We start from the raw sequence: 19830 nt of genomic DNA, 5'->3' as shown, positions 1-19830 counted from the left end.
GGCGCACCGACCGGCGACGTGACTGCATGCTGCGTATGCACTGCTCCCGCGCAGCGCGGCAACGCGGCAGGATGGCGGTGCACGTCAGGTGCAGAAGGTGCTTGCCGTGCGGCATCGCCCTTGGTCAGGGTCGGAACTGGCCGGCCGCCTGCCGTTCGGCCAAGAGTGCCCGCATCGCGGTCGGGTTGCCCGCGGCCTGGTGGTAGCGGCCGCACAGGGCGAGGTTGGCGTCGTAGTGCGGGCCCTTCTTCTTCGCCGGGGGGTGGTGGAGGGTGTAGACGCGGCCGGGGTGCCGGGCGAGGGGGGCGCCTTTGAGGGTGTGGTGGGCAAGGTGGAAGGAGGGGTCCTCAAAACCCCAGCCGCGAAAGCGGGTGTCCTGGCCGCCGAGGGAGAGCCAGGTGGCGGGCGCGGTGACGTAGACGGTGCCGACAGCCCCGTCGACGGTGACGGCGTCGCAGGCGGGCAACGGCACCCCGGCGAGGAACTGCTTGCTGCCCCGGGGCCCCAACGCGCGCAGTTCGCTGTAGGGCAGGTGCACCCGGCCGCTGGTCGCAGCCTCAGCGATGGCGGCGGCGACGGGTTCTGCTTCGGTGAGGGCGTCGGCGTCGGACAGGATGACGACGTCGGCGCCGACCTTCTGCGCGTGCCGGACGCCGGCGTTACGGCAGGCCGCGATGTTGAACGGCTTGTCGTCGGTGTCGATGTCGATGAGGTCGGCGTCGGGCAGCAGGTTCTTCCAGTGCGCGCTCGTGACGCGGTGGGCGTAGGCACGGCCCCGGGCCGGCCGCCAGACCACGGCGATAAGGACTCTGGCCGCGCCGGGGCCGGTGGGGCGAGCGGGCGTCGTCGAGTCGGGTGCGGTGTCGTCCATGGGTTTTCCGATCTGGCTGTCAGGGGCCGTCGTGCGTGCGGGGCTGCATGGCCCCCGGCCGGACGGCCCGTGGTGGCAGGAGGTTCAGGTGCGGTGCCGGGGCCGGGCGCCGCGGGGGCCGGCACGGCCGAGCGCTTCGACGGCGTCGCACCATCCATCGAGGTCGTCGGTGGCGCTCAGGGCGGCAGAGCGGGCGGCGGCCCGACGGGACGCCGCCCGCCAATGGCGGGGCCGACTCAGGTGGTTGAGGGCATCGGTCCAAGCGTTCAGGTCATCGCGGTAGGCGAAAATCCCGGCCTCGCCGAGTGCCTCGACCAGACCCGGGGTGGGGTGGGCGATCACCGGGATGCCGGAGGCACAGGCCTCGATCGCGACCCGGCCCCAGGACTCGTAGATGCTCGGCATCAGCACCACCCGGGTACGGGCGTAGACCGTCTCGCGCATCTGGTGGCCGGGCACGCCGTCGATGACCTCGCAGTTGGGCAGGTCGGTGGGGGGGCTTGAGCTGCTGGCCGTAGGCGCCGCGCACGCCCAGGAAGTGCCACTTGGGGGACCAGGCGGCCACCTGCCAGAACATTTCCGCACCCTTGTCCGGATTGAGGTTGACCAGGGTCGCGCTGTTGCCGGGGGCGGGTGGCGTAGTCGGCGGCGGTGACCGGCGGGCGCACCACGATGGCGCGGCCGGGCATCAGGTTGTCCGGGTAGCGGGCGTAGTGGACCTCCGCCTCGCGGCGGATCCACTGGCTGTTGTAGACCACCAGGTCGGCGCCGGCCGCGTTGTGGAACGTGGTGGCGAAATTGTCGTGGCAGAGCACCACGGTCGGGGTCGCCCGGGCGCGGGCCAGGCCGGCGACGACCGGCACATTCTCGTAGTGGGACAGCAGTACGTCCGTCTGCTGGGCGGCGGCGGCGAAGGCGGCGCTCTGCTGGAACGGGATCACGCGGACGCCCTCGAAGTCGTACGCCTTCTTGATCTTCCCCGGGTGGGAGAGGTAGATGCTCACTTGGTGGCCGCGCTCGATGAGCGGGCGGAGCATGGAGTGCAGCATCCACTCCGAACCCGCGTTGTGCGCGGGCGGATAGCCGAACACCCGCCCGACCAGGTGCAGGCTGCGCTGCCGGGCGGCCGGCCGACGCAGCCTCGACGGCGGCCCCGGCAGGGACGGCGGAGACGGTGAGGGCGGGGAAGAACGCGAGTGGAACATGAGGGGCACTTCCTAGGTGAGCGGGCGGGACGGCGGCAGCGCCGGACGCGTCCAGTGCGACGGCAGGACAAGGGCCGCCTTCGGGCGTCCCCGCAGGCGGAAGGGGGGTGCCCCGCGGGCGGGTGGGGGTGTGGCGGCCTCCCGCCATGCCAGGGGCGCGGCGGGAGGCCGCCTGGGAGCGGGCGGGCGGCTTTCAGTCGGTGACGTGGATGGTCGAGGAGCGTCCGCTCTGCTCGTCCACCCGGAAGTCCAGACTGGTGTCTCCCGTCTGGGCCCCTTCGGTGGCCTTCACCAGGACCAAGGCGGTGACCTTGGCACCCTCACCGCTCAGGCCCAGGTCCACGTCGGTGAAGGTGAGCGTCTGACCGTCCCGGGACAGGCTGCCCTCCGCGCTGTGAGTGCCGTCCTTGCCCATCACCATCAGCCCGTAGGTAGGCTCGCCGACGAACTCAAGGCCCTTGTCCTGCGGCAGCGACACCGTGACGGTGTGCTTGCCCGACGCGCCATCCTTGCCGGCGGACAGGTACACGCCCGGATAGCCGGGCTTTCCGCCCCGCGTGAGCGTTACCTTCCCGCCCGGCTCCACCTGCACCTTGCCAGACGGCGGCTTCGGAGCCGGGGTCCCGGACGACTTCCCGGCACCCGTGACCTTGTAGACCTGCTTGGCCGTGTTGATGGTGTAGGCGGTGCCCTGGCTGTCCAGCGCGATGTCGTAGTCGACATCGCCGAGTCCGGTGGCGAGCTTGACGGCCGGGGAGGCCTGCGCGCCACCGGCGGGCGGGGTGAAGCGGAACAGCTCGCCGCCGTCGGTGGCATAGATCAGATTGCCCGCGCCGTCCTTCTGCATCCCCGACATGTCCCCGAGGTTGTCGGCGATCTTCTTGGGGGCGTAGCCCTTCTCCATCCTCTGCCGGTACAGCCGGCCCACGTCGGTGCCGACGTACAGGTACTGCCCGGCGTCGTCCAGGGCGATCCCGCTGGTGGTGTCACCCACCGTGGCCACCTTTTCCGGCGGCGACGTGGCGCCCAGCGTCTGCTTGTACACGTCGTCGTCCTGCGCCACATACAGGTGCTTGCTGCCGTCCAGGGCCAGAGCGCGGACGCCGTACTGGCTGTCTCCCGCGTAGGCCTTCTGGTAGGTGAGGTCGCTGCTGTTCAGGTCGGCGGAGTAGACGATCCCGTCAGTGGTGCCCGCGTAGAGGGTGTTGGTGGCTTCATCCACCATCGCCACGCTCATGTCCTCCTTGCTCAGACCCTTCAGCTCCCGGTTCTCGTCCGCATTGACCTCGAACAGCCGGGTGTCCTTGCTGCCGCTGATCGAGTCGTAGGAGGCGGCGTAGACGCGGCCGCCCTTGTCGGCGCCGCCGACGGCGATGGCCGCGCCCCACTGGTCGGAAGCGTCCAGCGTGGACAGCCGCGTGCAGACCTGCTGGTCCGTCTTGGAGCAGTCGGCCGCCGCGGGCGGGTTGGAGTTGTCGGCGGCCACCGCCGGCAGCGCGGCCAGGCCGCCGGTGGTGAGCGCGGCCACCGCCAGCGCCGCGGCCGCCGTGCGGATACGGCCCCGGCCCCGGCCGCGAGTGCGGGTGCGGGTGCGGGTGCGGGAGAGATGAGAACGCATCGTCGTCTTCCTGTCTGTGCAGTGCGCGGACGGCGGCTACGGAAGGGAAATCCCGAGACAGACCGCCGTCCCTTCTCGGCTATGCGCACCCCTGGCCCGCAACTACCGCACCCACGTGTGTTGTTGGACAGGCTGTCCTCACCTGCACCGCCGCCCGTCAGCCCCGCCGCCACCCGGGGATCTTCACCGCACGGCAGGCCGCAGCAGGCGGCCGCCATCACGCGACGCCAAGGGAGATCCCCGATGTACTACAACCCGATCAACAGCATCGTCCGCTCGGCGTGCGCGCAGAACCCGGTCCTGATCGTCCACCGGCACTCCGGCAGCCACTTCAAGCAGGGCGGCGACCTCCAGCTCGTCGGCGACGTCTTCGACCCCGACAAGCCCGACAACGCCGCCCTGTGGCAGTTCCAGGTCATCCAGGTCGATAAGGCCGGCAACGCGCTGTACCAGATCATCAACCAGCAGTCCAAGCTGGCGATGGGCATCAACAAGGACAACCCGCTGGACGGCATCCAGTTCCTCAAGCCGCACGCCGCGGACGAGACCACCAAGGAAGCCCGCGCGCAGATGTGGACCGTCGAGGTCTTCGACCAGTGGAGCCAACTCCTCGTCCCCATCCTGCGCCCGGACCTGTACCTGGCCCCGATGGGCAAGAACCCCGGCGCCAACGGCGGCTGCTTCCGCCCCACCCAGAACGCCGGCGACCAGCCCTGCGACCTCAACCCCGTCCAGGTCGTCCCCCCGAAGCCGCCCAAGGACCCGGCCTGCAACGCCGACTGCACCACCTGCTGAACCAGCCGGGCGCCGGACACCGGCCACACGCCGGTGCCCGGCGCGGCGTCCCGGGGCGGCCCCCGTGAAGCCACCGCCCCGGAACCGGCCAGGACACCCGCCCCGCCGCCGGGTGTCCTGGCCCCAACCGCCTCGAGAACCCCGGGCGCCACTCACCCCCGGGCCCGCGCCCGCCCCCGTTCCTTGCGCGGAAGTCGTATGAGGCCGGGGGAAGAACCGTCGGCCGCAGTTCCCCGGCAAGGTCCTGGTGATGGGCGTCGACGGGGGCGAGTACCGGCTTGTCCCCGGCGGTGTTGGCGCGATGGCGGTTGAGTCGATGACGCCCGCACGCCACGCCCACCGCGGCCGCCGCTCGTCCGGGACCAGCCGCCTCGCCGGCCTGGCCGAGTTCCTGTGCACCTGGGAACGACGATGAGACGCAGTTGCCACTACGGCACTGGTCCTGCTCCGCCGCCGGTTGGAGGCCCGCGACAGGGTCAGGACTGTCACCTGGAGGCTCCTCGAACTCCGCATCCACGCGGCGTTGGTCCTGGACGGCGCAGGGGCTTGCCCGTCTCACGGCGTTCCACGGCAGCATGTTGTCCACCGGCGAAGAAACCGAGCGGCCGTCTTCAGCCGGGCCCGCTGCGGGGACTGAGCCCTCATGGCCGGGCGGGCCACCGCTCCTGCCGCGCCGGGCCGAGTGGGCTTCGTACCGGTAGTCGACGACGTCGTGCGTGCTGGAGCGGGGGCGGTAGGCAGCGCGCTGGCGGTCGGCGCCGGTTCCTTCGGTGCGCAGGCGCTGCCACTGCTCGCGTACCAGGTCGAGGTCTTCGTGCCGGCGCAGTGCCGGGGTGATGGTGTGCAGCAGGCGCTCGACGAGTGCCCGCTGTGGTGCCAGGTGGCCGGTGAGCGGGTCGATGCCGTGGCCGGCCAGTCCGTCGCGTGCCGCGCGCCAGCAGGCTGCCCGCAGGAGTTCCGGTGCCGGGCGCGGGGTCGGTTCTGCGGCCTGGCAGGCGGTGAGGGCGGTGGCGGTCAGGGCCCGGACGACGGCGGCGAGCAGGAGGGTGTCGTCCGGGCTCAGGGCGGCGTCGGCGACGCGGATCTCGATGGTGGGCAGGTGGTGGGAGGGACGGATGTCCCAGTACAGGCCGCCGCGGTCGAGGAGCACCTGTGTTTCCAGGAGGGTGTCGACGAGGTCGTCGAAGTGGGCGGGTGATTCGAAGTAACGGGGCGGGCCGGCCACCGGCCAGCGCCCCCAGGTCAGGGTGCGCCAGCTGGCGTATCCGGTGTCCCGGCCCGTGTGGAAGGGGGAGTTGGCACTCAACGCGGTCAGGACCGGCAGCCAGGGACGCAGGTGGTTGCTGACGTGGACGGCGTCGCGGGGGTCGGGCAGGCCGACGTGGATGTGGCAGGCGCAGGCGGTCTGCTCCTCGTCCAGGACGCGGAAGTGGGCGGCGCTTCGTGCGTAGCGGGCGCCGGGCGTGATGGGGACGGGGGCTGCCTGACCGAGGACGGGAGTGCCGGTGGAGGCGAGGCGCAGGCCGAGGCGGGCGGCGGCGCGGGCGGCGGACGTTCTGGTGGAGCGGATCAGGTCACCGGCTTCCTTGCAGCAGGTGTGCGGGTCGGTGCGCAGTTCGACCTGGTAACAGGTCAGCTCGGTGCCCACCCGGTCACCGAGCTCACCGGCTGCCTCACCCACCAGCCGAGGATCTTGCGGGCTGAGGACCCGGCTGTCCGGTTCGATCAGGAGGAACTCTTCTTCCGTCCCGACGGTGAGCGGGGCCGGGGCCAGGCCTCATCCCGGGGTGCGGGCCGGTGCGGGGGCGTCTGTGGGGGCGGACTCGCCGTTGCCGTGAGGTTCACTGCTCATAGTGAGGGAACTGTCTCAGACAGTAGCGGGATTCGGTGTGCGGTCACGATCTTTCACGACGGGTGGGGAGCACAGCATGCAGGAACAGACCGACGTCCTGGTGGTCGGCGGCGGCCCGGCAGGCGCGACCGCGGCAGCCCTCCTCGCCCGACAGGGGCATCAGGTGCGCGTGCTGGAACGCGAGCGGTTCCCGCGCTACCACATCGGCGAGTCCCTGCTGCCGTCCCTGCTGCCGCTGCTGGACGTGCTGGGCGCACGCGAGGCGGTCGAGGCGCACGGTTTCGTCCAAAAGACGGGGGCGTACTACAGCTGGGGCGGCCAGGAGTGGTCGCTCGGCTTCGACGAGCCGGGCAGACCCGCGGCCTACAGCTTCCAGGTGATCCGCTCCCAGTTCGACCAGCTGCTGCTGGAGCACGCCCGCGCCCAGGGAGCCGACGTGCGCGAAGAGGTCCGCGCCAGGCAGGTCACGTTCGAGGACGGCAACGCCGGCCCCGGCCGGCGGGCCGTGGCAGCGGCCTGGAGCTCTCACGGCGGGGCTGAAGGGCGCATCCGGTTCGCCCACCTCGTCGACGCCTCCGGCCGCGCCGGGCTCCTCGCCGCCCGGCAACTGCGCACCAGGCGCGTTCACGACATCTTCCGCAACGTCGCCACCTGGAGCTACTGGCACGACGCGGCACCCCTCGCCGCCGCCCCGAAGGGCGCGATCGGGGTGTTCTCCCTGCCGGACCACGGATGGCTGTGGGCCATCCCCCTGCACGACGGCACCCTCAGCGTCGGCCTGGTCACCGACCAACGCTCCTTCGCCCACGCCCGGCAGGCAGCCGGCGGCTCACTGCAGCGCGTCTACGAGGAGGCCATCGCCCGCTGCCCGCTCCTGGCCGGCCTGCTCACCCACGCCCGGCAGGCCGCGCCGCTGAAGACCGAGAGCGACTACTCCTACGTCAGCGATGCCTTCACCGGACCGGGGTGGTTTCTCGCCGGGGACGCCGCCTGCTTCCTGGACCCCCTGCTGTCCACCGGAGTGCACCTGGCCATGTACAGCGGCCTGCTCGCCGCCGCCATCAGCAGCATGCTCACCGGCGACATCGACGAAGACGCCGCCCGCGCCTTCTACCAGAGGGCCTACCAGCACGCCTACGAACGACTCCTGATCCTGGTCAGCGCCTTCTACCGCATCCACGACGGCCGCGACACCTACTTCCGCACCGCCCAACAGCTCAGCCGCCGCGACCAGGCACCCCTGCGCCTGCACGAAAGCTTCCTCAACATCATCACCGGCGCGGAAGACCTCCACGACACCCAGACCGACGACGCCGTCGACACCTTCCTGCGCACCGTGCGCCAACCCGTCAACGGCCGGCCCCCGCACGGACTCGCAGGCCACGGAACAACCGACCTCCTGCCCCTGCCCACCACCCCCCAACTGGCCGCCGCCGGGCTCTACCTCACCCTCACCCGCACCCCCACCTCACGACCGACACCGCATGAACGCGAGAGCGGCGCCAGCCCCGGACCCCCCGCGGCCAACTGCACGCCCTGGGCTGAAGCGTCCAAAGACAGCCATCGTCCTCATCGCCGACGGCCTCGCCCGCCCCCCACGCGCCGCTTTCGAGCGCGGGCTGACCGGTCATACGGCATGCCGCCGCCGACCGCCCACGAAAGTGCCGGCCCCCAGGCGCCGTCCAATTCCGTGCCGGTCCGGTCCCGCCCCGGGTAGGAGCGGTCAGGCAGAAGTAGTGGCGCGGCGGTTGCCCCGCGCGTCGCACGGCAGCTTGGCCGCGCGGAGCTGTGCTGGAAGAAGTCGCGTTCGGCCTGCCGCCCCGTCTCAGCGATCGCGCTCGGACTCACCGAGGTAATTCCGCCGAAGGGCCGGTCCACGTCCCGGATGATGCACAGCGTCGTCGTCAGCAGCGCCGTGATCACAGCCTGGGTGATCATCTGGCCCCGGCTGTTCCGGTGGGGCAGACACACGGCCAGCGCCATGACGGTGACGATCAGCGTGGCCAGCAGGAACCAGAAGATGGCGCTCGGGATGCTGGCCGTGGCCTGGGTGAGCCGTTCATCGCGCTCCTCGGAGCGCTTGTTGTCGGCCGCGACCAGCATGCCGAACACCGGCTTGCCCTCCGCCTGGCCGAAGGTGCGCCGCAGATCCGTCGACCAGACACTGGGGGCGGGCGAGCCGTGTCCGTCGGACATCGCCGGCCACTCCTGGGCCCTGACGGACCGGGCGTAACAGAGGGCATCAGCCTGCACCATGGCGCGTTGCTTCGCGGGGGGGGCGTACCACCACCCAGGCCGAACGCGGACAGCAGCAGGCCCAGCAGTCCGCAATGGACGCGCAGGGGACGTCGGCAACCCAGGAAGCCAGCAACGGCGCTTCGGCCAATGCTGAACGGTCCGCATCAGCCCGCGCGGCGCCCGGCCCTCGGGCCGGTGCGCCACCCTCAGGGTGCCGCTCTGGCTTGCCAGCAGAGTCGGCCGATCAGCGGGCAGTGGGTTTCAGAAGTCGGGTGAGAACCGGGCGAGCGGGGCGCCCTTGGGCTTCACTGGGCGGCGTTGGTCTGCTGGGCGTGGGTGAGGGTGATCCTGCGGGCGAGGCGTCGAAGCTCTCACGGTCCTGGCGGTAGTTCCGCGTGGCTTCGTTGTTCAGGACGGTGTGGTCGAGGTTCGGCTCGGCCAGGAGTTTCGGGAGCAGGAGAAGCACTGCCTGGACGGTCAGGGCTGGCGACCACTTGTCCTTCAGGACGTCCAAACCGATGGGACCCAGGGGGGTCGATGTTGAGATGGTAGATCGGTGTCTTGAACTTCAGCCGTGGCGCTGTGAGGGGGTATCCATGGGGAAGGAAGAGTTCGAGATGGAAGGTGCCGGACTCGTAGGGTGAGCTCGTAGGGTGAGCTCGTAGGGCCCTTCATGTATACGTCCCTCTGGCGATCGTCGGAGCTACTGCGAACGTGAAGGGAAAAGCCCTGCGGCGGTTGCTTCTTGAGTCGTTCGACCTCGTGTCGATCCTATTTGTGGCCATGGCTGTGTTCCTCGCGGCAGCGTGGTGAGGTGACCGGAATCCTTGTCCCGTCCTGCCGTCGTGTGAGGCAGCCAGGCCGGGCCCTCAGGCGGGGCGGTCACCGGCTCGTACACCGCTCACCACCGGCCACCCGGCCGAGCGGCTCGTCTGGCCGGCTCGGACACGGGATGCGACGGTGTCCCCAAGGGGGCCCCACGCCAGGAGTCCCAGATCATGACCATGGACAACCAAGCCGAGCACTCTGTTCACGTCTGGCCTGGTCGGCGGCGGCCTTCTTGGGGCGCGCCGCACCGTGCGGAACGCACCCGCGAACTCGATCCCGCTCCTGTGACGTTCTCCGGCTCCGGCCCGCCTGGTGAACACCAGGCGGGCCATTGGCCGCGTCCTGGACCTGCCTGCTTCAACACGGCGCTCTCGTAGTCCGCCTCGGCCGGGCAGCACAGGGGCCGCAGCCTTTCCGTAGACCGGGGCCGGAGGAGCGCACCCTTTGATTCCCCGCTCGGCCGCACTCGACCTGTACAACCCCTCGGTTGACTGCACCGTGCTCATCGGCACCCGCGACGGTGCCCGCTGATACAGGTTTCCCGATGCACTGATGTGCACCCGTGGGAAACTTCTTCCTTCGCCATATGAGGCGCATGGCCAAGGCCATCCTTGTCCCGGGACGTCAACGCTGAAATCAGGTAAAACCTTTCTGCATGCCCCGGTGGAGTGAATGAAGACGTTCACGCATGCAATCTTTTCGTAGTCACTATACAGTCCGTCCTGGCCGACGGGATTGCACGATCAGCCGCTCATGAAAAACGCTGGACTCGAAGGGGAAAATCAATGGAAGTCAGGCGAGATCGCACCTATCGACTCCGGAACAGGCAGTACAGCGACAAGTATCTTTGCATCGCCAATTTCGCAGACACGAAGGTGACGATTTGGCGCAAGGAAGAGAATGGCGCCGGTAGGAAGGCAGAGTCCTGGTATTTCTTCCCGCTGGGGAACAAGGAGTATGTGATTGCCCAGTTGAGCCGTGGCCTCCTCCTCACGCCCAACGAGTTCAAGCAGGATGCCACCACGGTATGGCTTTACAAGCCGGTGCCGGAAAAGATGCAGGGGCAGATCATGCAGGACGCGGGAGACGGGTACATCACCCTACAAAACGGTGGGGGATCCTATCTGACTGTCGACAATGAAAATAGGTGGGAGGTGACCACCTACAGTCAGCTCGACGATCACAACCAGAGAAGTCAGCACTGGATGCTGGAGGAACTCGACTCACTGCCCGACGTCAAACGGGCGGAAGACATCGAGGTGCACGACAGCATCGGAGACGTTATGCGACTGGAGGGCTTCAAGCCGCCCGCCAAGAGGACGACCCGCGAGGTGCTCGTCGGTAAAACACTCCTGCCCTACCCGCTTGTTGCAGACCGAGGAATTCGGGACCCGAAGTGGCAGGCCAAGAACAGTCCGTACTACGTGCTGAAGCGGTACGGTTATTGGAGGTGCGTGGCCGACGACGAGAAACCCGGAAACGTCGAAGAAACCGTCAAGAAGGTTGTGACGGTCGGAACCAGTAAGACTCAGGCGTCCTCGGTCGAGGAGACGACGGGTATTTCCGTCACGGCTGAAGCGGAATTCAAATATTCTGGCTTCAGTGCGAAGTTGAGCACGACGATCAGCAATGAGCTCAAGGTAAGCAGGAGTCAAAGCGCGACCAACACCACCACGCGTGAAGATACGCAGGAGCTGAAGTTCCCGGCAGGCAAGCGCACGTATCAGGCGTTGTGGCTGCGCGGTGACCGCTTCGATCTTGAGAGGCTGGACGGAAGCGTCGCGCTCAGCTGGGAGAGCCTCGACGGAACGAGTCAGGTGCGCGACGCCTGGCCCAAGGCGTGACGCGTCCCGAAAGGCCGTGACTTCGCGCCTTGAGGCTGAACTGAGCGGCGGTGGGCTGCCACGGACTGCCATCGGGATGATTTCACGCAGCGAGCGTGAGCCATCCGGCGTCATCGACTTGCGTGCGGTATCCGCAAAGCCGCTGCCTGTGGTCGCCTAAGGGTAAAAGGGGCGGACGCCCCACTACTCGGCGCACCAGGAGAATCTCGTGAACACCGAGCATGACGGAGACCGCGGAGACGGCAGTTCGGCGACGACGATTGTGAACCTCATGGACGAAAACGAACGCGGCTGGCTGAAGGGGGTCCCGGAGGACAGAGCGGCTCGCTACCTGCAGACCCTGGCGGAGCAAATGAAGCGGGATGGACTGACACTGGAGTCCGAGGCAGGCAAGCACGCATTGCATTACTACATCCAGCTGGCGCGGGAGGAAGAGAGCAACACAAGGGCCACGGAGAATAAAAACTGGTCGCGCTGGTGACACCCCGGCGCCCCCGCAGCACCCGGCGGCCGAGCTTGGGCGCGGCCGCCGCCCGCCCCCGTCACCGACGCTGGGTGTGCTGCGCAGCCCGACGGCCGGCGGCGGGGTCGTCAGCGGCGAGCGCCTGACGCTCAGAAGTTCACCGGCGCTCGGCTCGGGATTTCCGGGCGAAGACAGCCCGGCGCCAGCAATGACGAGAGCCGAGTCTCCGGGTGAGCTCGGCCAGGCCGGGGCAGAATGCGGAGGCTGTGGGTCCGCCCCCGGGCAGCGTGGCCACCCGGCCGAGTGTCGCATCACGGGCGACAACAGTCGGTTGCGAGACACCGGATGAGGCCAGCTAATGCCCGATGCAGGCAATATGTTCAGCTTGGTGATGTTAAAGGCGGGTAGCTCACGTACGGGCCGCTTGCGGGAAGCCGCAGGCCGCACGGCCCGGGTTCGGCAGCGCAGCTTGGGGTGCTGTTCGCGTGGCCGGCCGACCAGCCGCGGGCCCGGTGCCGCAGGCCCGCTCTCACGTGCAGACTGCGGCGTCATCGTGGAGGGGCAGCGACGTGCGTACACCCTTGCGTGCCAGTGCACGTTGGACACTGGGGCTGGGGTTACCGAGCGACAGACTGCCGCCCATCTCGTGCAGGGCCTGCCGCACGCCGGAAAGGGTGTAGAGGGCGGCGTTGTCGCAGCGTGTCACAGCGGACAGATCCACCAACAGGTGACGGCTTCCCTCTGCCAGCACTTCGGAGACGAGATCGCAGAGCGTGGGCACACTGCGCACATCCAGCTCGCCGCAGACGGCCAGCACCATGAAATAGCCGGGGGTGTCAGGCGTGCGGGACACCGACATCCGCCGTCCGCTCGCCAGTCGTTGTGGTTCACGGCACATGCGCCACGCACCTGAGCGCCGGTACAGCCGTCGCGGCGCGCCAGGACGGACATCGCGGCGGCTTGTCGCTGACCACCGACGCACCCATGATGCCCCCGGTTCGAGACGCGCACCGATCGTTCCACCGTCCCGTCTGAAGGGTTACCCGAAGCGGCGCGACATCACCCGAAAGGACCCGCGTTGACGCTGGACAAGCCGGTCAGACAGGTCACGGGTCAAGCGACGGGCTGGGGCGCTTCAGGTTCAGCCGGCCCGTTATCCGGGATGAGAGAGACAGGAGGAGGGCAGGACGACCGTGTCAGGGACGGGGCTGCCGACGGCAGCGGGGAGCCCACCGGGGAGCGGGCCTCGCGTGTTGTCGAAGGACACCCGGCCGCCGGAGAACTCCGTGTCGGTCCTCCTGCACCCGCACGCGGCCGCCGCTCGCCGGGGCCGCTACGCGCCGTGCGGCGTCTGCGGGCCGCCCCGGCGCACCCCCGCACGTACCGCCTGCACCATCAGGCGCTGCGCCCGGCTCTGTGCGACCAGGTTCTTCGCCTGCTGGCGAAGCCGCGCCGAGTGCTGCCGCGTCGCCTGAGCCCTGCGGTAGGCCTGGCGCACCGCGTCCTCGGCGTCCTGGGCGTTGTCCGCGTTGTCAGTCTGCTCATCGTGGGAGGCGGCGGGGTGGCGTGCCGGTCTCATGCGGACCCGCTCCTTCTCGTGCTGGAGGCGGCAGTGCGCCGCTGCGCGCCCGGGTGGCCGGGCGGATGCCCTGCCGCCCCTCCCTTACACACCGCGGCGACCCCGTGGCGCGCTCCCCGATGCGGGGGCCGCTGGCGCAGGCGGGCGGGCGGCGGCGTTCGATGATTCCCTTTGCGGGTCCTGCCGCCTCCCCCCGCCGGCAGGACCCGCTCCGCTGCTACGGGCAGCGCAGACGCAGGGTGTGGAGCCGGTCCCAGCCGCGTTGCCGCAACCGCACCCCCAGGCCCAGGCCAGGATGGGCCACGAGGCACAGCATCTGGGGCGGGCGCATAGTGCGCGCGAGGCCCACCAGGGTGGCCAGCGCACTGTTGGACAGGTACTCCACCAGGCGGAGATCGACCGTTATCTTCTGGGCGTGCTGCGCGCATTCGGCCACCGCGGTGGCGAGGGGGACCTGGTGAGCGCCAACGACTTCGCCGAACAGCCGCACCCCCTCCTCACGGAGCAGCGAAGTGATCAGACAGCGGTCGTCGACGCAGAAATCAGGCATCCGGGGTCCAGGGACGACAGGCACCGCACACCCACACGGGGGCGACAAACTTGTGGGGGAAGGCTTCGAGACGGGCGGGCGTGGGCGGTGCGTATGAGGCGGGCACAGGCTCCCGCCGAGGGCAGCCGCTGGCGCGGAGGACCCGCCCCCACGGGCCCCGTGAGACCGCCTGAATAGACCCGCTGCGCTGACGGCGAGGCATATTCACGGACTGCCCAGGACGCTACTCCCCCATGGACAGGGCCGACAGTCCTCAACGGAAGCAGAACGAACCCGTACACGCTCCCTCAACCCCCGTGCACCGTCGCACAATTGGAGGCACGCGACGGGCACTGCGGATACCGGCGGGGCCCGCCGGGCTCCTTCTGGAGTCAACCGGGCCTGCGGCGGCCGGCGCGTCTTTCTCGAGCGGCGGTGTCGCCCCGCAGTGCCGGGCGGCGCTACACCAGCGTCCCGCCTCCGCCCCTCGCGGCCGCCGGGAGAGTTCAGGTGAGACCGAGGGGCAGGCGGGCGGCCGCGGAGCCGCCCGCCCGGGTGCAGCCGGCCATTGCGTATCCGGGCATCGTCGCGCCGGGACCTGGGACTGAGGGGGCGGGGCGTCAGGGTGCGCGTATCAGCGGTGTCCGGAGCCGAGTTGCCGGACGAGTTCGGTGTGCAGGGCCGGGGGCAGGACGCTCGGGGTGTGGGGCCACTGCACCAACAGCGCGGCCACCCGCCGGAGCCGGGTGTTGGTGTGCTGGGAGACGGCCACCAGGATGTCCCAGGCGCGGGCGGGCGGAACGTGAGCGAGGGCCATGACCACACCAATCGCCTGGTCGACCTCCGCGTGCGCGGTGACCGCCTCTCTCAGCTGGGCGATCTCGCCCTCCAGCTCGGCCACACGGGCTGCGCTGTCCTCCCGCTCCTGGGGCTGGGTGGCCGGTTTTGTGGTGGTCGTCATCGGGCGCCTCCGGGGTTCAGGGGCGGCGGCGTCAACTTCCCGGTCCCGTTCCGCCTACCCCGCAACGCGGAAGCGACCCACGCCCCATGGCCGGACGGCAGGCCGCACACGCACGCCTGACCTGCCCGGACACCGACGCAGGCACGCACCTCGCACACGTGCGCGATTCTTCGCATCAGGCAGGAAATCTGCCTGATGCGGTATACGTGGTGCGCTCGACCATGCCTACCGCCGTCCCTGCGCCCTCCCCGCTCCCCGAACGGGCCCGGCCACCCAACCGCCAGCCCCGTCACCTCTCCACTGTCGGCTGGGGGCGCGGGCCACGGCAGCATCATGCCGGATTGCCTTCCGGCCCTTCGCCCGGGGTGGGGCGGGGCGGCCGCTGCCGGTGTCGGCAGCTTTCTCACCCCGCATGCGTGGGTGCTGCTGGCCCTGGCCCGCGACCCCGGCGCCTCGCTGCGAGAGATCGCCCAGGTCTGCCGGCTCTCCCCGCGGACCGTGCAGCGGATCCTGCGCGACCTCACCGCCAGCGGCTACCTGACCCGGCACCCCACCGGCCGCAGCAGCCGCTGCACCCTCACCCCGGACGGACTTCACCGGCGCCCCACCCGAGCCGACCCCCCCCCGCCGAACTCCTGGACGCCACCAGCAGGCACCGGCACGGTGTGACGGACACCGGCGGTGTGGTCCGGGCGAGGGAGACGGGCGGTTGAGCGGGCAGCGCCCGCCACCGGCAGGTCTTCGAAGGCCTGTTCAGGCGGGATCCAGGTGGAGAGGGTCGGCGACCACCTCGTGCGCGATCTCTTGCAGCGAGTACCCGTCCATCCAGGCGTGGGCGCGCAGGCGCAGCAGGGCCGCGTCGACGGGGAGGTTGAGGTCGACGGCGGTGATGCCGGCGGCCTGGTGCACGGCTGCCCGCTGCAGATCGACCACTCCTGCCTGCCCATCACGGTGCGCGGGGCTGTCTGATCCGGGCCAGTGGGCCAGCACATGGGCGATCAGCGCGTGGGCGAGCTGCCGGCCGTGGGTGCGCTGGGTGGGGGTGAGCGGGCCTGGGGCGCGGCGGAAGCCGGTGAAGATGCCCGCGCCCGGGGCGCCGGCATGGACCGGCCAGACGAACATCGCCGCGACGCCCAGGGCCAGGGCCTCGGGTACGAACTGCGGCCACACGCGCAGGGGCAGGGTTTCCAGGGCGGGGATCTCCAGGAGTATCTGGGCGCTGGGGGTCTCGAGGCCGGGGCCCTGTCCCAGGACAACCTGGATGTCCTCCAGGCGGGTGCTGGTCGGATCGCTGAACCACAGCAGTTCCCCCTGCACGGATACCGCCACCCCGTCCAGCCCCAGCATCTGGGCGCAGCCGGCCGCCCACCGCCGCCGCTCACCGGCGCCGGCTGCTGTGTCGAGGCGGCCCACAAGATCCTCGACTCCCATGCCGTCGCTGTTCACGCCCCCTGCCCCGGACAGTTGGGCGTACCGGGCCCGGCCGGAGCCGGAGCGCCGGGCGGGCCGCCGCGTGCGGCGGCCCGGCTGTGTGGTGACAGCCCGGCTCCCGCCCGGGGTGGCGGGCGGTTCGCGTAGGCGGCCTCAAGCCGGTGCCGGTTGGCCGTCCGCATGACGGTGGCGATGGCGGCGGCGGTGCGGGCGGCCTCCCGCATCCGCCGGGCGCGCGCACTCGCGGCGAGAGCACGGGCCTGCATCGCCTCCGCCTGCACGCGCACGGCCGCCTGGTCCCCCCACACCGGTTCCTCCACGCCTTCCTTCACGACGACGGCCCCGCTCCACCGGCACCCCCGGCTTTCCCGGCGCGCGGGATGCGCAGGCGCAGGGCGGCGCTCTCTTCCCAGCCGCGCTGTCGCAGCCGCAGGTGCAGCAGCAGGCGTGGGCGGGCCACCAGGCACAGGGTCTGGGGTGGGTGCAGCGCGCGGGCCAGGGCGATCAGCGCGGCCAGGGCATCGTGGGAAAGGTCGTCGACGCCGGTGAGGTCGACGGTGATCTCATTCGCGCGCTCAGCGGAACCGGCAGCCGGAGGCGTCAGGGGCGCCTGATGCCGGCCGGTGGCCTCGCCGGAGCGGCGAACCTTCTCTTGTCTGCGCAGCGGCGTGATCATGCAGAGGTGGTCGGCGAGGAAGTCACGCATGGGGGCAGTTCCGTATCGGCAGGCACCGCGCAAACAGTGCGGTCACGGAAGCGCCGGCCGGAGTACAGGCCGGGGCTCCGTGTGCAGGGTTGGTGCGGTGCGTATGAGGCGGGCGCAGACTCCCGCTGCTGGCAGCCGCTGGCGTAGGGACCCGTCCACGGGCCCGAGAGATCGCCGAAACAAGAACCCGCCGCGCTGACGACGAGGCAATTCACGGACTACCCACGACGCTACTCCCCCGCCGGAACCGAACGAAAGCCCTGGCCGGAAGCAGACCCAGCCCGTACGCGCCCCTCGGCTCCGCCGTCCTGCCAACTGCCCCTCGGCCGCGGCGCGCGGGTCGCGAGGGCAATGGCCTCACGATCGCGCTCCAGGACACCGCCGCGCGCCGGAGCAGCCTGTTCTAGGACATCAGGCGGCAAGGACATCAAGCGGCAAAGAGAGGTCGCGGCTCGCCTTGAACCCGCTATCGCTGCCGGTCCTCTTGTCGGCCAGCAGGGTCCACTCTTTCATTTCGGGGCTGGTCGTCGTCGTTGTATGTGCTGCAGGGGCACGGTTCCTCAATGACCCAAAGGGCGAAGCTCCGCGTCCCTGGAACATCGACCCGTTTCAGTAACACCACCGGCAGGGTTCAGGTGGTGACGGTCAGGCCGGGAAGATCGGTGGGTGGGACTGGCATGTTGAGGGTGTCGGCGTCGCTGATACCCAGCCAGTTGGCCAGGTGCGCCAGTGCGCGGGTGCGGGCGGTCGTCGTACCGCCAGGGTCGCGTCCGGCGAGTTCCTTGTGGGTGACGGTGAGCACGGCGGGGTGACGGGAGAGCCATCCGGTGTGCCGGGCCTCTTCGTTGCCGGGGAAGTCGGGATCGGTCAGGGCGAGGATGAGGCGTTCCTCGGTGCCAGGCAGGGCGGTGAGGATGTCGCGATAGATGAGGTGGCCGGGGATCGTGCCGACGTTGCCGTCGTCGCGGGTGAGGTGCTGGATCAGGGCCAGGGCACGGTCGCGGGGTTCACGGTGGTGGTAGAGGATGGCCGGCTGACCGGTGGCCGCCCAGTGGCGCAGCAGTCCGCCGTCAACATGGGCGGGGTTGAGGCCGGTGACGTACCAGGCGTCGCGGCCGGGCAGCAGGCGCAGCAGGCCGGCATCTGTCTGCGCGTTCAGGCGGGCCTCGGTTTCTGAATTCAGGGTGGTGTGCGCGGTGACGGGCTGTCCGAGTCTCTTCCACCACACGCGCCACAGAAGGTGGAGGGCGTCGGTGTAAGCGTGCTGGAGCGAGCCGGTGTCCCGGTGGCGGTGGTGGGCCTGCAGGAGCGCGGCGGCCCGTTCGGGGCCGTAGGCGGCTTCCAGAAGGGCGTAGACCTCACCGGGTCCGGGCTGGGCCGCGGTTTCGGTGCTGGGGCTCATGGTGCCGCGGGAGGTGTAGCCCAGGGCCGTGGTGATCTCATGCAGCAGCTCGGTGCCGCTGCCGGGCAGGGAGACCACGATGAGGTGCTGGGGCGGGGACATGGGCTTAGCTGCTCCTGTGGTCAGGCCCGGGAGGCTGCACGTGCCGGGCGCGGCGGGCCGACGCAGTGGGCATCGGCGGGAGCGGGGATCGGCGCTGGTGCGCGCCCGGTGGTTGGCCGGTCGGTGCGCGGGGCCAGGAGGAGGTCTTCGTAGGTGTGGTGGCGGCGTGTGGTTCTGCGCTGCTCCAGCAGCGCGGCCGCGCGGCCGTGGTGGCCGGCGTCGATCAGGGCGCGGGCGAGGGTGTCGGTGACGATTTCGCGTTCCACCCGTACTCCCTCGAGCCGGGTGAGGGAGGCGCCCAGGGGCTCAAGGAGATCAATGGCGTCCTGCGGGGTGCCGGAGCACACCTGGGCCAGAGCGGTGACGACCGGGGCGAGGACCTCGCGGTAGGCCGGGCGGGTATCCGTGGCGGCTGCCGCGGCGAGATGGTGGAGGTCTTCGACGGCGCTCTCGCAGGCCAGGGCGAGAGCGAAGTTGAAGGTGTGGAACACCTCGGCCATGCCGCCCGGTCCGGACAACAGGGCGCGCACGTGTGCGGGTTCGCTCAGGCGGGCCGGTTGCTGCCCGGCCAGCAGCAGACGCCAGTTCACCGCCGCGAGCATCCCCACATCGGAGCGGCGCAGCACCGAGTCCGCCCGGGCGCGGGCCGTGGCGAAGTCGCCGCAGGCGATCGAGGCGAGTGCGGCGTGCCAGTTCAGATGCCGCACCTGTACCGCGCGGGGGTTTGCAGCGAGCCAGGCGTCCACGCGTGTGACGGCGTCCGGGCCGGCGCCCTGCTCGTGGTCGGCGTGTGCCCGGGCGTGCACGGCCACGCCTGAGCGCGGGAAGAGGTTAAGGGCGTGCTCGGCGAGCTGGACGGCCTCCTCGCTGCGTCCCTGCTCGGCGCGCACCCACGCCAGCCGGGAGGCCCACGTCCAGGACTCCGGCCCGGCCAGCCGGTACTGGCACGCCACCAGGTCCTCCCCCGCCTGCTGCCAGGCGGCATCCTCACTGGCGTCGAAGGCGCCCACCATCAGGCCGGCGATCTCGTCGGCGGGATGGGCGGTGAAGTGCCGCAGCAGGTGCTCGGCGGCCAGCCGCCACTGGCGCAGCGCACAGAGGAAGATGCCGTACACCAGGCTCGCCGCCCGCTCTCCCTCCCCCTTGGCCGCCTCGAACGCCTCGGCCAGTAAGGATTTCAGCTCCGGCTCCGCAAGCTCCTCGGCACGGGCCCACACCAGCAGCGCCCGCGCCACTCCGGCCCCCGGTTCACGGCGGACGTGCTCCTCCAGCAGCCCGGGTGCGCGGTCGCTCAGTGCGGCCCATTCCTTTACCGCCGCTTCCATGCAGCTCCCCGTTCCAATGCCGCGTCACATGCCGGCGGTGCTCTGTGTGCCGGGGCGCCCGCCCCGGCACACCACGGGCCC

20 protein-coding genes and 1 pseudogene are annotated in these 19830 nt (G+C 70.4%); 5 read left to right on the top strand and 16 right to left on the bottom strand.

Features of this window, described 5'->3' with window-relative positions; translation table 11 throughout:
* Window positions 1-124: 124 nt before the first annotated feature.
* The 4 genes from ABZ877_RS36870 to ABZ877_RS36855 form a co-directional block, all read right to left on the bottom strand.
* Window positions 125-871, bottom strand: a complete 747-nt coding sequence (locus tag ABZ877_RS36870) for a hypothetical protein (RefSeq protein ID WP_361080466.1) — start codon at window positions 869-871, stop codon at window positions 125-127.
* Between the two features lie 84 nt (window positions 872-955).
* Window positions 956-1315, bottom strand: a complete 360-nt coding sequence (locus tag ABZ877_RS36865) for a glycosyltransferase family 4 protein (protein ID WP_361080529.1) — start codon at window positions 1313-1315, stop codon at window positions 956-958.
* Window positions 1276-2076, bottom strand: coding sequence for a glycosyltransferase (locus tag ABZ877_RS36860; protein WP_361080464.1), 801 nt, complete (start codon window positions 2074-2076; stop codon window positions 1276-1278). Before ABZ877_RS36860 ends, ABZ877_RS36865 begins: the two co-directional genes overlap by 40 nt.
* Window positions 2077-2269: 193 nt before the next feature.
* Window positions 2270-3694 carry a hypothetical protein gene (locus tag ABZ877_RS36855; protein ID WP_361080462.1) on the bottom strand — a complete coding sequence of 475 codons (1425 nt, stop codon included), beginning with the start codon at window positions 3692-3694 and terminating at the stop codon, window positions 2270-2272.
* Window positions 3695-3937: 243 nt separating this feature from the next.
* Here ABZ877_RS36855 and ABZ877_RS36850 point away from each other — a divergent pair, with 243 nt between their 5' ends.
* The gene (locus ABZ877_RS36850) at window positions 3938-4489 is read left to right on the top strand and encodes a hypothetical protein (RefSeq protein WP_361080460.1); all 552 of its coding nucleotides are present in this window, start codon (window positions 3938-3940) and stop codon (window positions 4487-4489) included.
* Here ABZ877_RS36850 and ABZ877_RS36845 read toward each other — a convergent pair.
* On the bottom strand, window positions 4416-6263 hold the full coding sequence (locus ABZ877_RS36845) for a glutamate--cysteine ligase (protein ID WP_361080527.1): 1848 nt from the start codon (window positions 6261-6263) through the stop codon (window positions 4416-4418). The two genes, ABZ877_RS36850 and ABZ877_RS36845, sit on opposite strands and share 74 nt — an antisense overlap.
* 154 nt (window positions 6264-6417) lie before the next feature.
* On the opposite strand from ABZ877_RS36845, the gene ABZ877_RS36840 reads away from it, so the two are divergent.
* Window positions 6418-8058: an NAD(P)/FAD-dependent oxidoreductase gene (locus ABZ877_RS36840; protein ID WP_361080458.1), complete on the top strand. Its 1641-nt coding sequence runs from the start codon at window positions 6418-6420 to the stop codon at window positions 8056-8058.
* 765 nt (window positions 8059-8823) lie between these two features.
* Here the strand turns inward: ABZ877_RS36840 and ABZ877_RS36835 are convergent.
* Together ABZ877_RS36835 and ABZ877_RS36830 are read right to left on the bottom strand one after the other, a co-directional pair.
* Entirely contained in the window at window positions 8824-9093 is a 270-nt protein-coding gene (locus ABZ877_RS36835) for a ubiquitin-conjugating enzyme E2 (RefSeq protein WP_361080456.1), read from the bottom strand.
* Between the two features lie 25 nt (window positions 9094-9118).
* Window positions 9119-9220 (bottom strand): annotated as a pseudogene (locus ABZ877_RS36830) (ubiquitin-conjugating enzyme E2); the annotation flags it as partial.
* 972 nt (window positions 9221-10192) lie between these two features.
* Here ABZ877_RS36830 and ABZ877_RS36825 point away from each other — a divergent pair.
* Both ABZ877_RS36825 and ABZ877_RS36820 read left to right on the top strand, forming a co-directional pair.
* Window positions 10193-11251: a hypothetical protein gene (locus tag ABZ877_RS36825; protein WP_361080454.1), complete on the top strand. Its 1059-nt coding sequence runs from the start codon at window positions 10193-10195 to the stop codon at window positions 11249-11251.
* A gap of 208 nt (window positions 11252-11459) precedes the next feature.
* Complete coding sequence (locus tag ABZ877_RS36820; RefSeq protein WP_361080452.1) at window positions 11460-11732, top strand: hypothetical protein; 273 nt, start codon at window positions 11460-11462, stop codon at window positions 11730-11732.
* Window positions 11733-12243: 511 nt separating this feature from the next.
* On the opposite strand, the gene ABZ877_RS36815 is transcribed toward ABZ877_RS36820, so the two are convergent.
* The 4 genes from ABZ877_RS36815 to ABZ877_RS36800 all read right to left on the bottom strand — a co-directional run bounded on the left by ABZ877_RS36815 (window position 12244) and on the right by ABZ877_RS36800 (window position 14783).
* On the bottom strand, window positions 12244-12573 hold the full coding sequence (locus ABZ877_RS36815; RefSeq protein ID WP_361080450.1) for an STAS domain-containing protein: 330 nt from the start codon (window positions 12571-12573) through the stop codon (window positions 12244-12246).
* A gap of 474 nt (window positions 12574-13047) precedes the next feature.
* A complete protein-coding gene (locus ABZ877_RS36810; RefSeq protein WP_361080448.1) occupies window positions 13048-13293 on the bottom strand; it encodes a hypothetical protein in 246 nt (81 codons plus the stop codon).
* 217 nt (window positions 13294-13510) lie between these two features.
* Window positions 13511-13843: a hypothetical protein gene (locus tag ABZ877_RS36805; protein ID WP_361080446.1), complete on the bottom strand. Its 333-nt coding sequence runs from the start codon at window positions 13841-13843 to the stop codon at window positions 13511-13513.
* Window positions 13844-14456: 613 nt separating this feature from the next.
* Entirely contained in the window at window positions 14457-14783 is a 327-nt protein-coding gene (locus ABZ877_RS36800) for an ANTAR domain-containing protein (RefSeq protein ID WP_361080444.1), read from the bottom strand.
* 420 nt (window positions 14784-15203) lie between these two features.
* Here ABZ877_RS36800 and ABZ877_RS36795 point away from each other — a divergent pair, with 420 nt between their 5' ends.
* A complete protein-coding gene (locus ABZ877_RS36795) occupies window positions 15204-15452 on the top strand; it encodes a winged helix-turn-helix domain-containing protein (protein WP_361080442.1) in 249 nt (82 codons plus the stop codon).
* An 84-nt stretch (window positions 15453-15536) separates the two neighbouring features.
* Here the strand turns inward: ABZ877_RS36795 and ABZ877_RS36790 are convergent, their stop codons facing one another.
* From ABZ877_RS36790 to ABZ877_RS36770, 5 genes are all read right to left on the bottom strand, one after another.
* A complete protein-coding gene (locus tag ABZ877_RS36790) occupies window positions 15537-16229 on the bottom strand; it encodes a hypothetical protein (protein ID WP_361080440.1) in 693 nt (230 codons plus the stop codon).
* Complete coding sequence (locus ABZ877_RS36785; protein WP_361080438.1) at window positions 16226-16534, bottom strand: hypothetical protein; 309 nt, start codon at window positions 16532-16534, stop codon at window positions 16226-16228. The genes ABZ877_RS36790 and ABZ877_RS36785 overlap by 4 nt, the downstream gene beginning before the upstream one ends.
* A gap of 8 nt (window positions 16535-16542) precedes the next feature.
* Entirely contained in the window at window positions 16543-16920 is a 378-nt protein-coding gene (locus ABZ877_RS36780) for a hypothetical protein (protein WP_361080436.1), read from the bottom strand.
* Between the two features lie 631 nt (window positions 16921-17551).
* A complete protein-coding gene (locus tag ABZ877_RS36775; protein ID WP_361080434.1) occupies window positions 17552-18424 on the bottom strand; it encodes a hypothetical protein in 873 nt (290 codons plus the stop codon).
* Between the two features lie 20 nt (window positions 18425-18444).
* Complete coding sequence (locus tag ABZ877_RS36770; protein WP_361080432.1) at window positions 18445-19749, bottom strand: hypothetical protein; 1305 nt, start codon at window positions 19747-19749, stop codon at window positions 18445-18447.
* Window positions 19750-19830 lie beyond the last annotated feature (81 nt).

This window comes from Streptomyces sp. NPDC046939 (genome assembly GCF_040644575.1).
GTDB lineage: Bacteria > Actinomycetota > Actinomycetes > Streptomycetales > Streptomycetaceae > Streptomyces.
The sequence above is the reverse complement of the archived record's forward strand: the minus strand, read 5'-3'. Positions and strand labels throughout refer to the sequence as shown.

Bases quoted from the DNA above. Each gene is read 5' to 3' on its own strand.
- ABZ877_RS36800 (WP_361080444.1), bottom strand. From the start codon at position 14,783: ATGACGACCACCACAAAACCGGCCACCCAGCCCCAGGAGCGGGAGGAC.
- ABZ877_RS36780 (WP_361080436.1), bottom strand. From the start codon at position 16,920: ATGCGTGACTTCCTCGCCGACCACCTCTGCATGATCACGCCGCTGCGC.
- ABZ877_RS36870 (WP_361080466.1), bottom strand. From the start codon at position 871: ATGGACGACACCGCACCCGACTCGACGACGCCCGCTCGCCCCACCGGC.
- ABZ877_RS36865 (WP_361080529.1), bottom strand. From the start codon at position 1,315: ATGCGCGAGACGGTCTACGCCCGTACCCGGGTGGTGCTGATGCCGAGC.
- ABZ877_RS36805 (WP_361080446.1), bottom strand. From the start codon at position 13,843: ATGCCTGATTTCTGCGTCGACGACCGCTGTCTGATCACTTCGCTGCTC.
- ABZ877_RS36855 (WP_361080462.1), bottom strand. From the start codon at position 3,694: ATGCGTTCTCATCTCTCCCGCACCCGCACCCGCACCCGCACTCGCGGC.
- ABZ877_RS36810 (WP_361080448.1), bottom strand. From the start codon at position 13,293: ATGAGACCGGCACGCCACCCCGCCGCCTCCCACGATGAGCAGACTGAC.
- ABZ877_RS36850 (WP_361080460.1), top strand. From the start codon at position 3,938: ATGTACTACAACCCGATCAACAGCATCGTCCGCTCGGCGTGCGCGCAG.
- ABZ877_RS36840 (WP_361080458.1), top strand. From the start codon at position 6,418: ATGCAGGAACAGACCGACGTCCTGGTGGTCGGCGGCGGCCCGGCAGGC.
- ABZ877_RS36860 (WP_361080464.1), bottom strand. From the start codon at position 2,076: ATGTTCCACTCGCGTTCTTCCCCGCCCTCACCGTCTCCGCCGTCCCTG.
- ABZ877_RS36825 (WP_361080454.1), top strand. From the start codon at position 10,193: ATGGAAGTCAGGCGAGATCGCACCTATCGACTCCGGAACAGGCAGTAC.
- ABZ877_RS36775 (WP_361080434.1), bottom strand. From the start codon at position 18,424: ATGTCCCCGCCCCAGCACCTCATCGTGGTCTCCCTGCCCGGCAGCGGC.
- ABZ877_RS36770 (WP_361080432.1), bottom strand. From the start codon at position 19,749: ATGGAAGCGGCGGTAAAGGAATGGGCCGCACTGAGCGACCGCGCACCC.
- ABZ877_RS36815 (WP_361080450.1), bottom strand. From the start codon at position 12,573: ATGTCGGTGTCCCGCACGCCTGACACCCCCGGCTATTTCATGGTGCTG.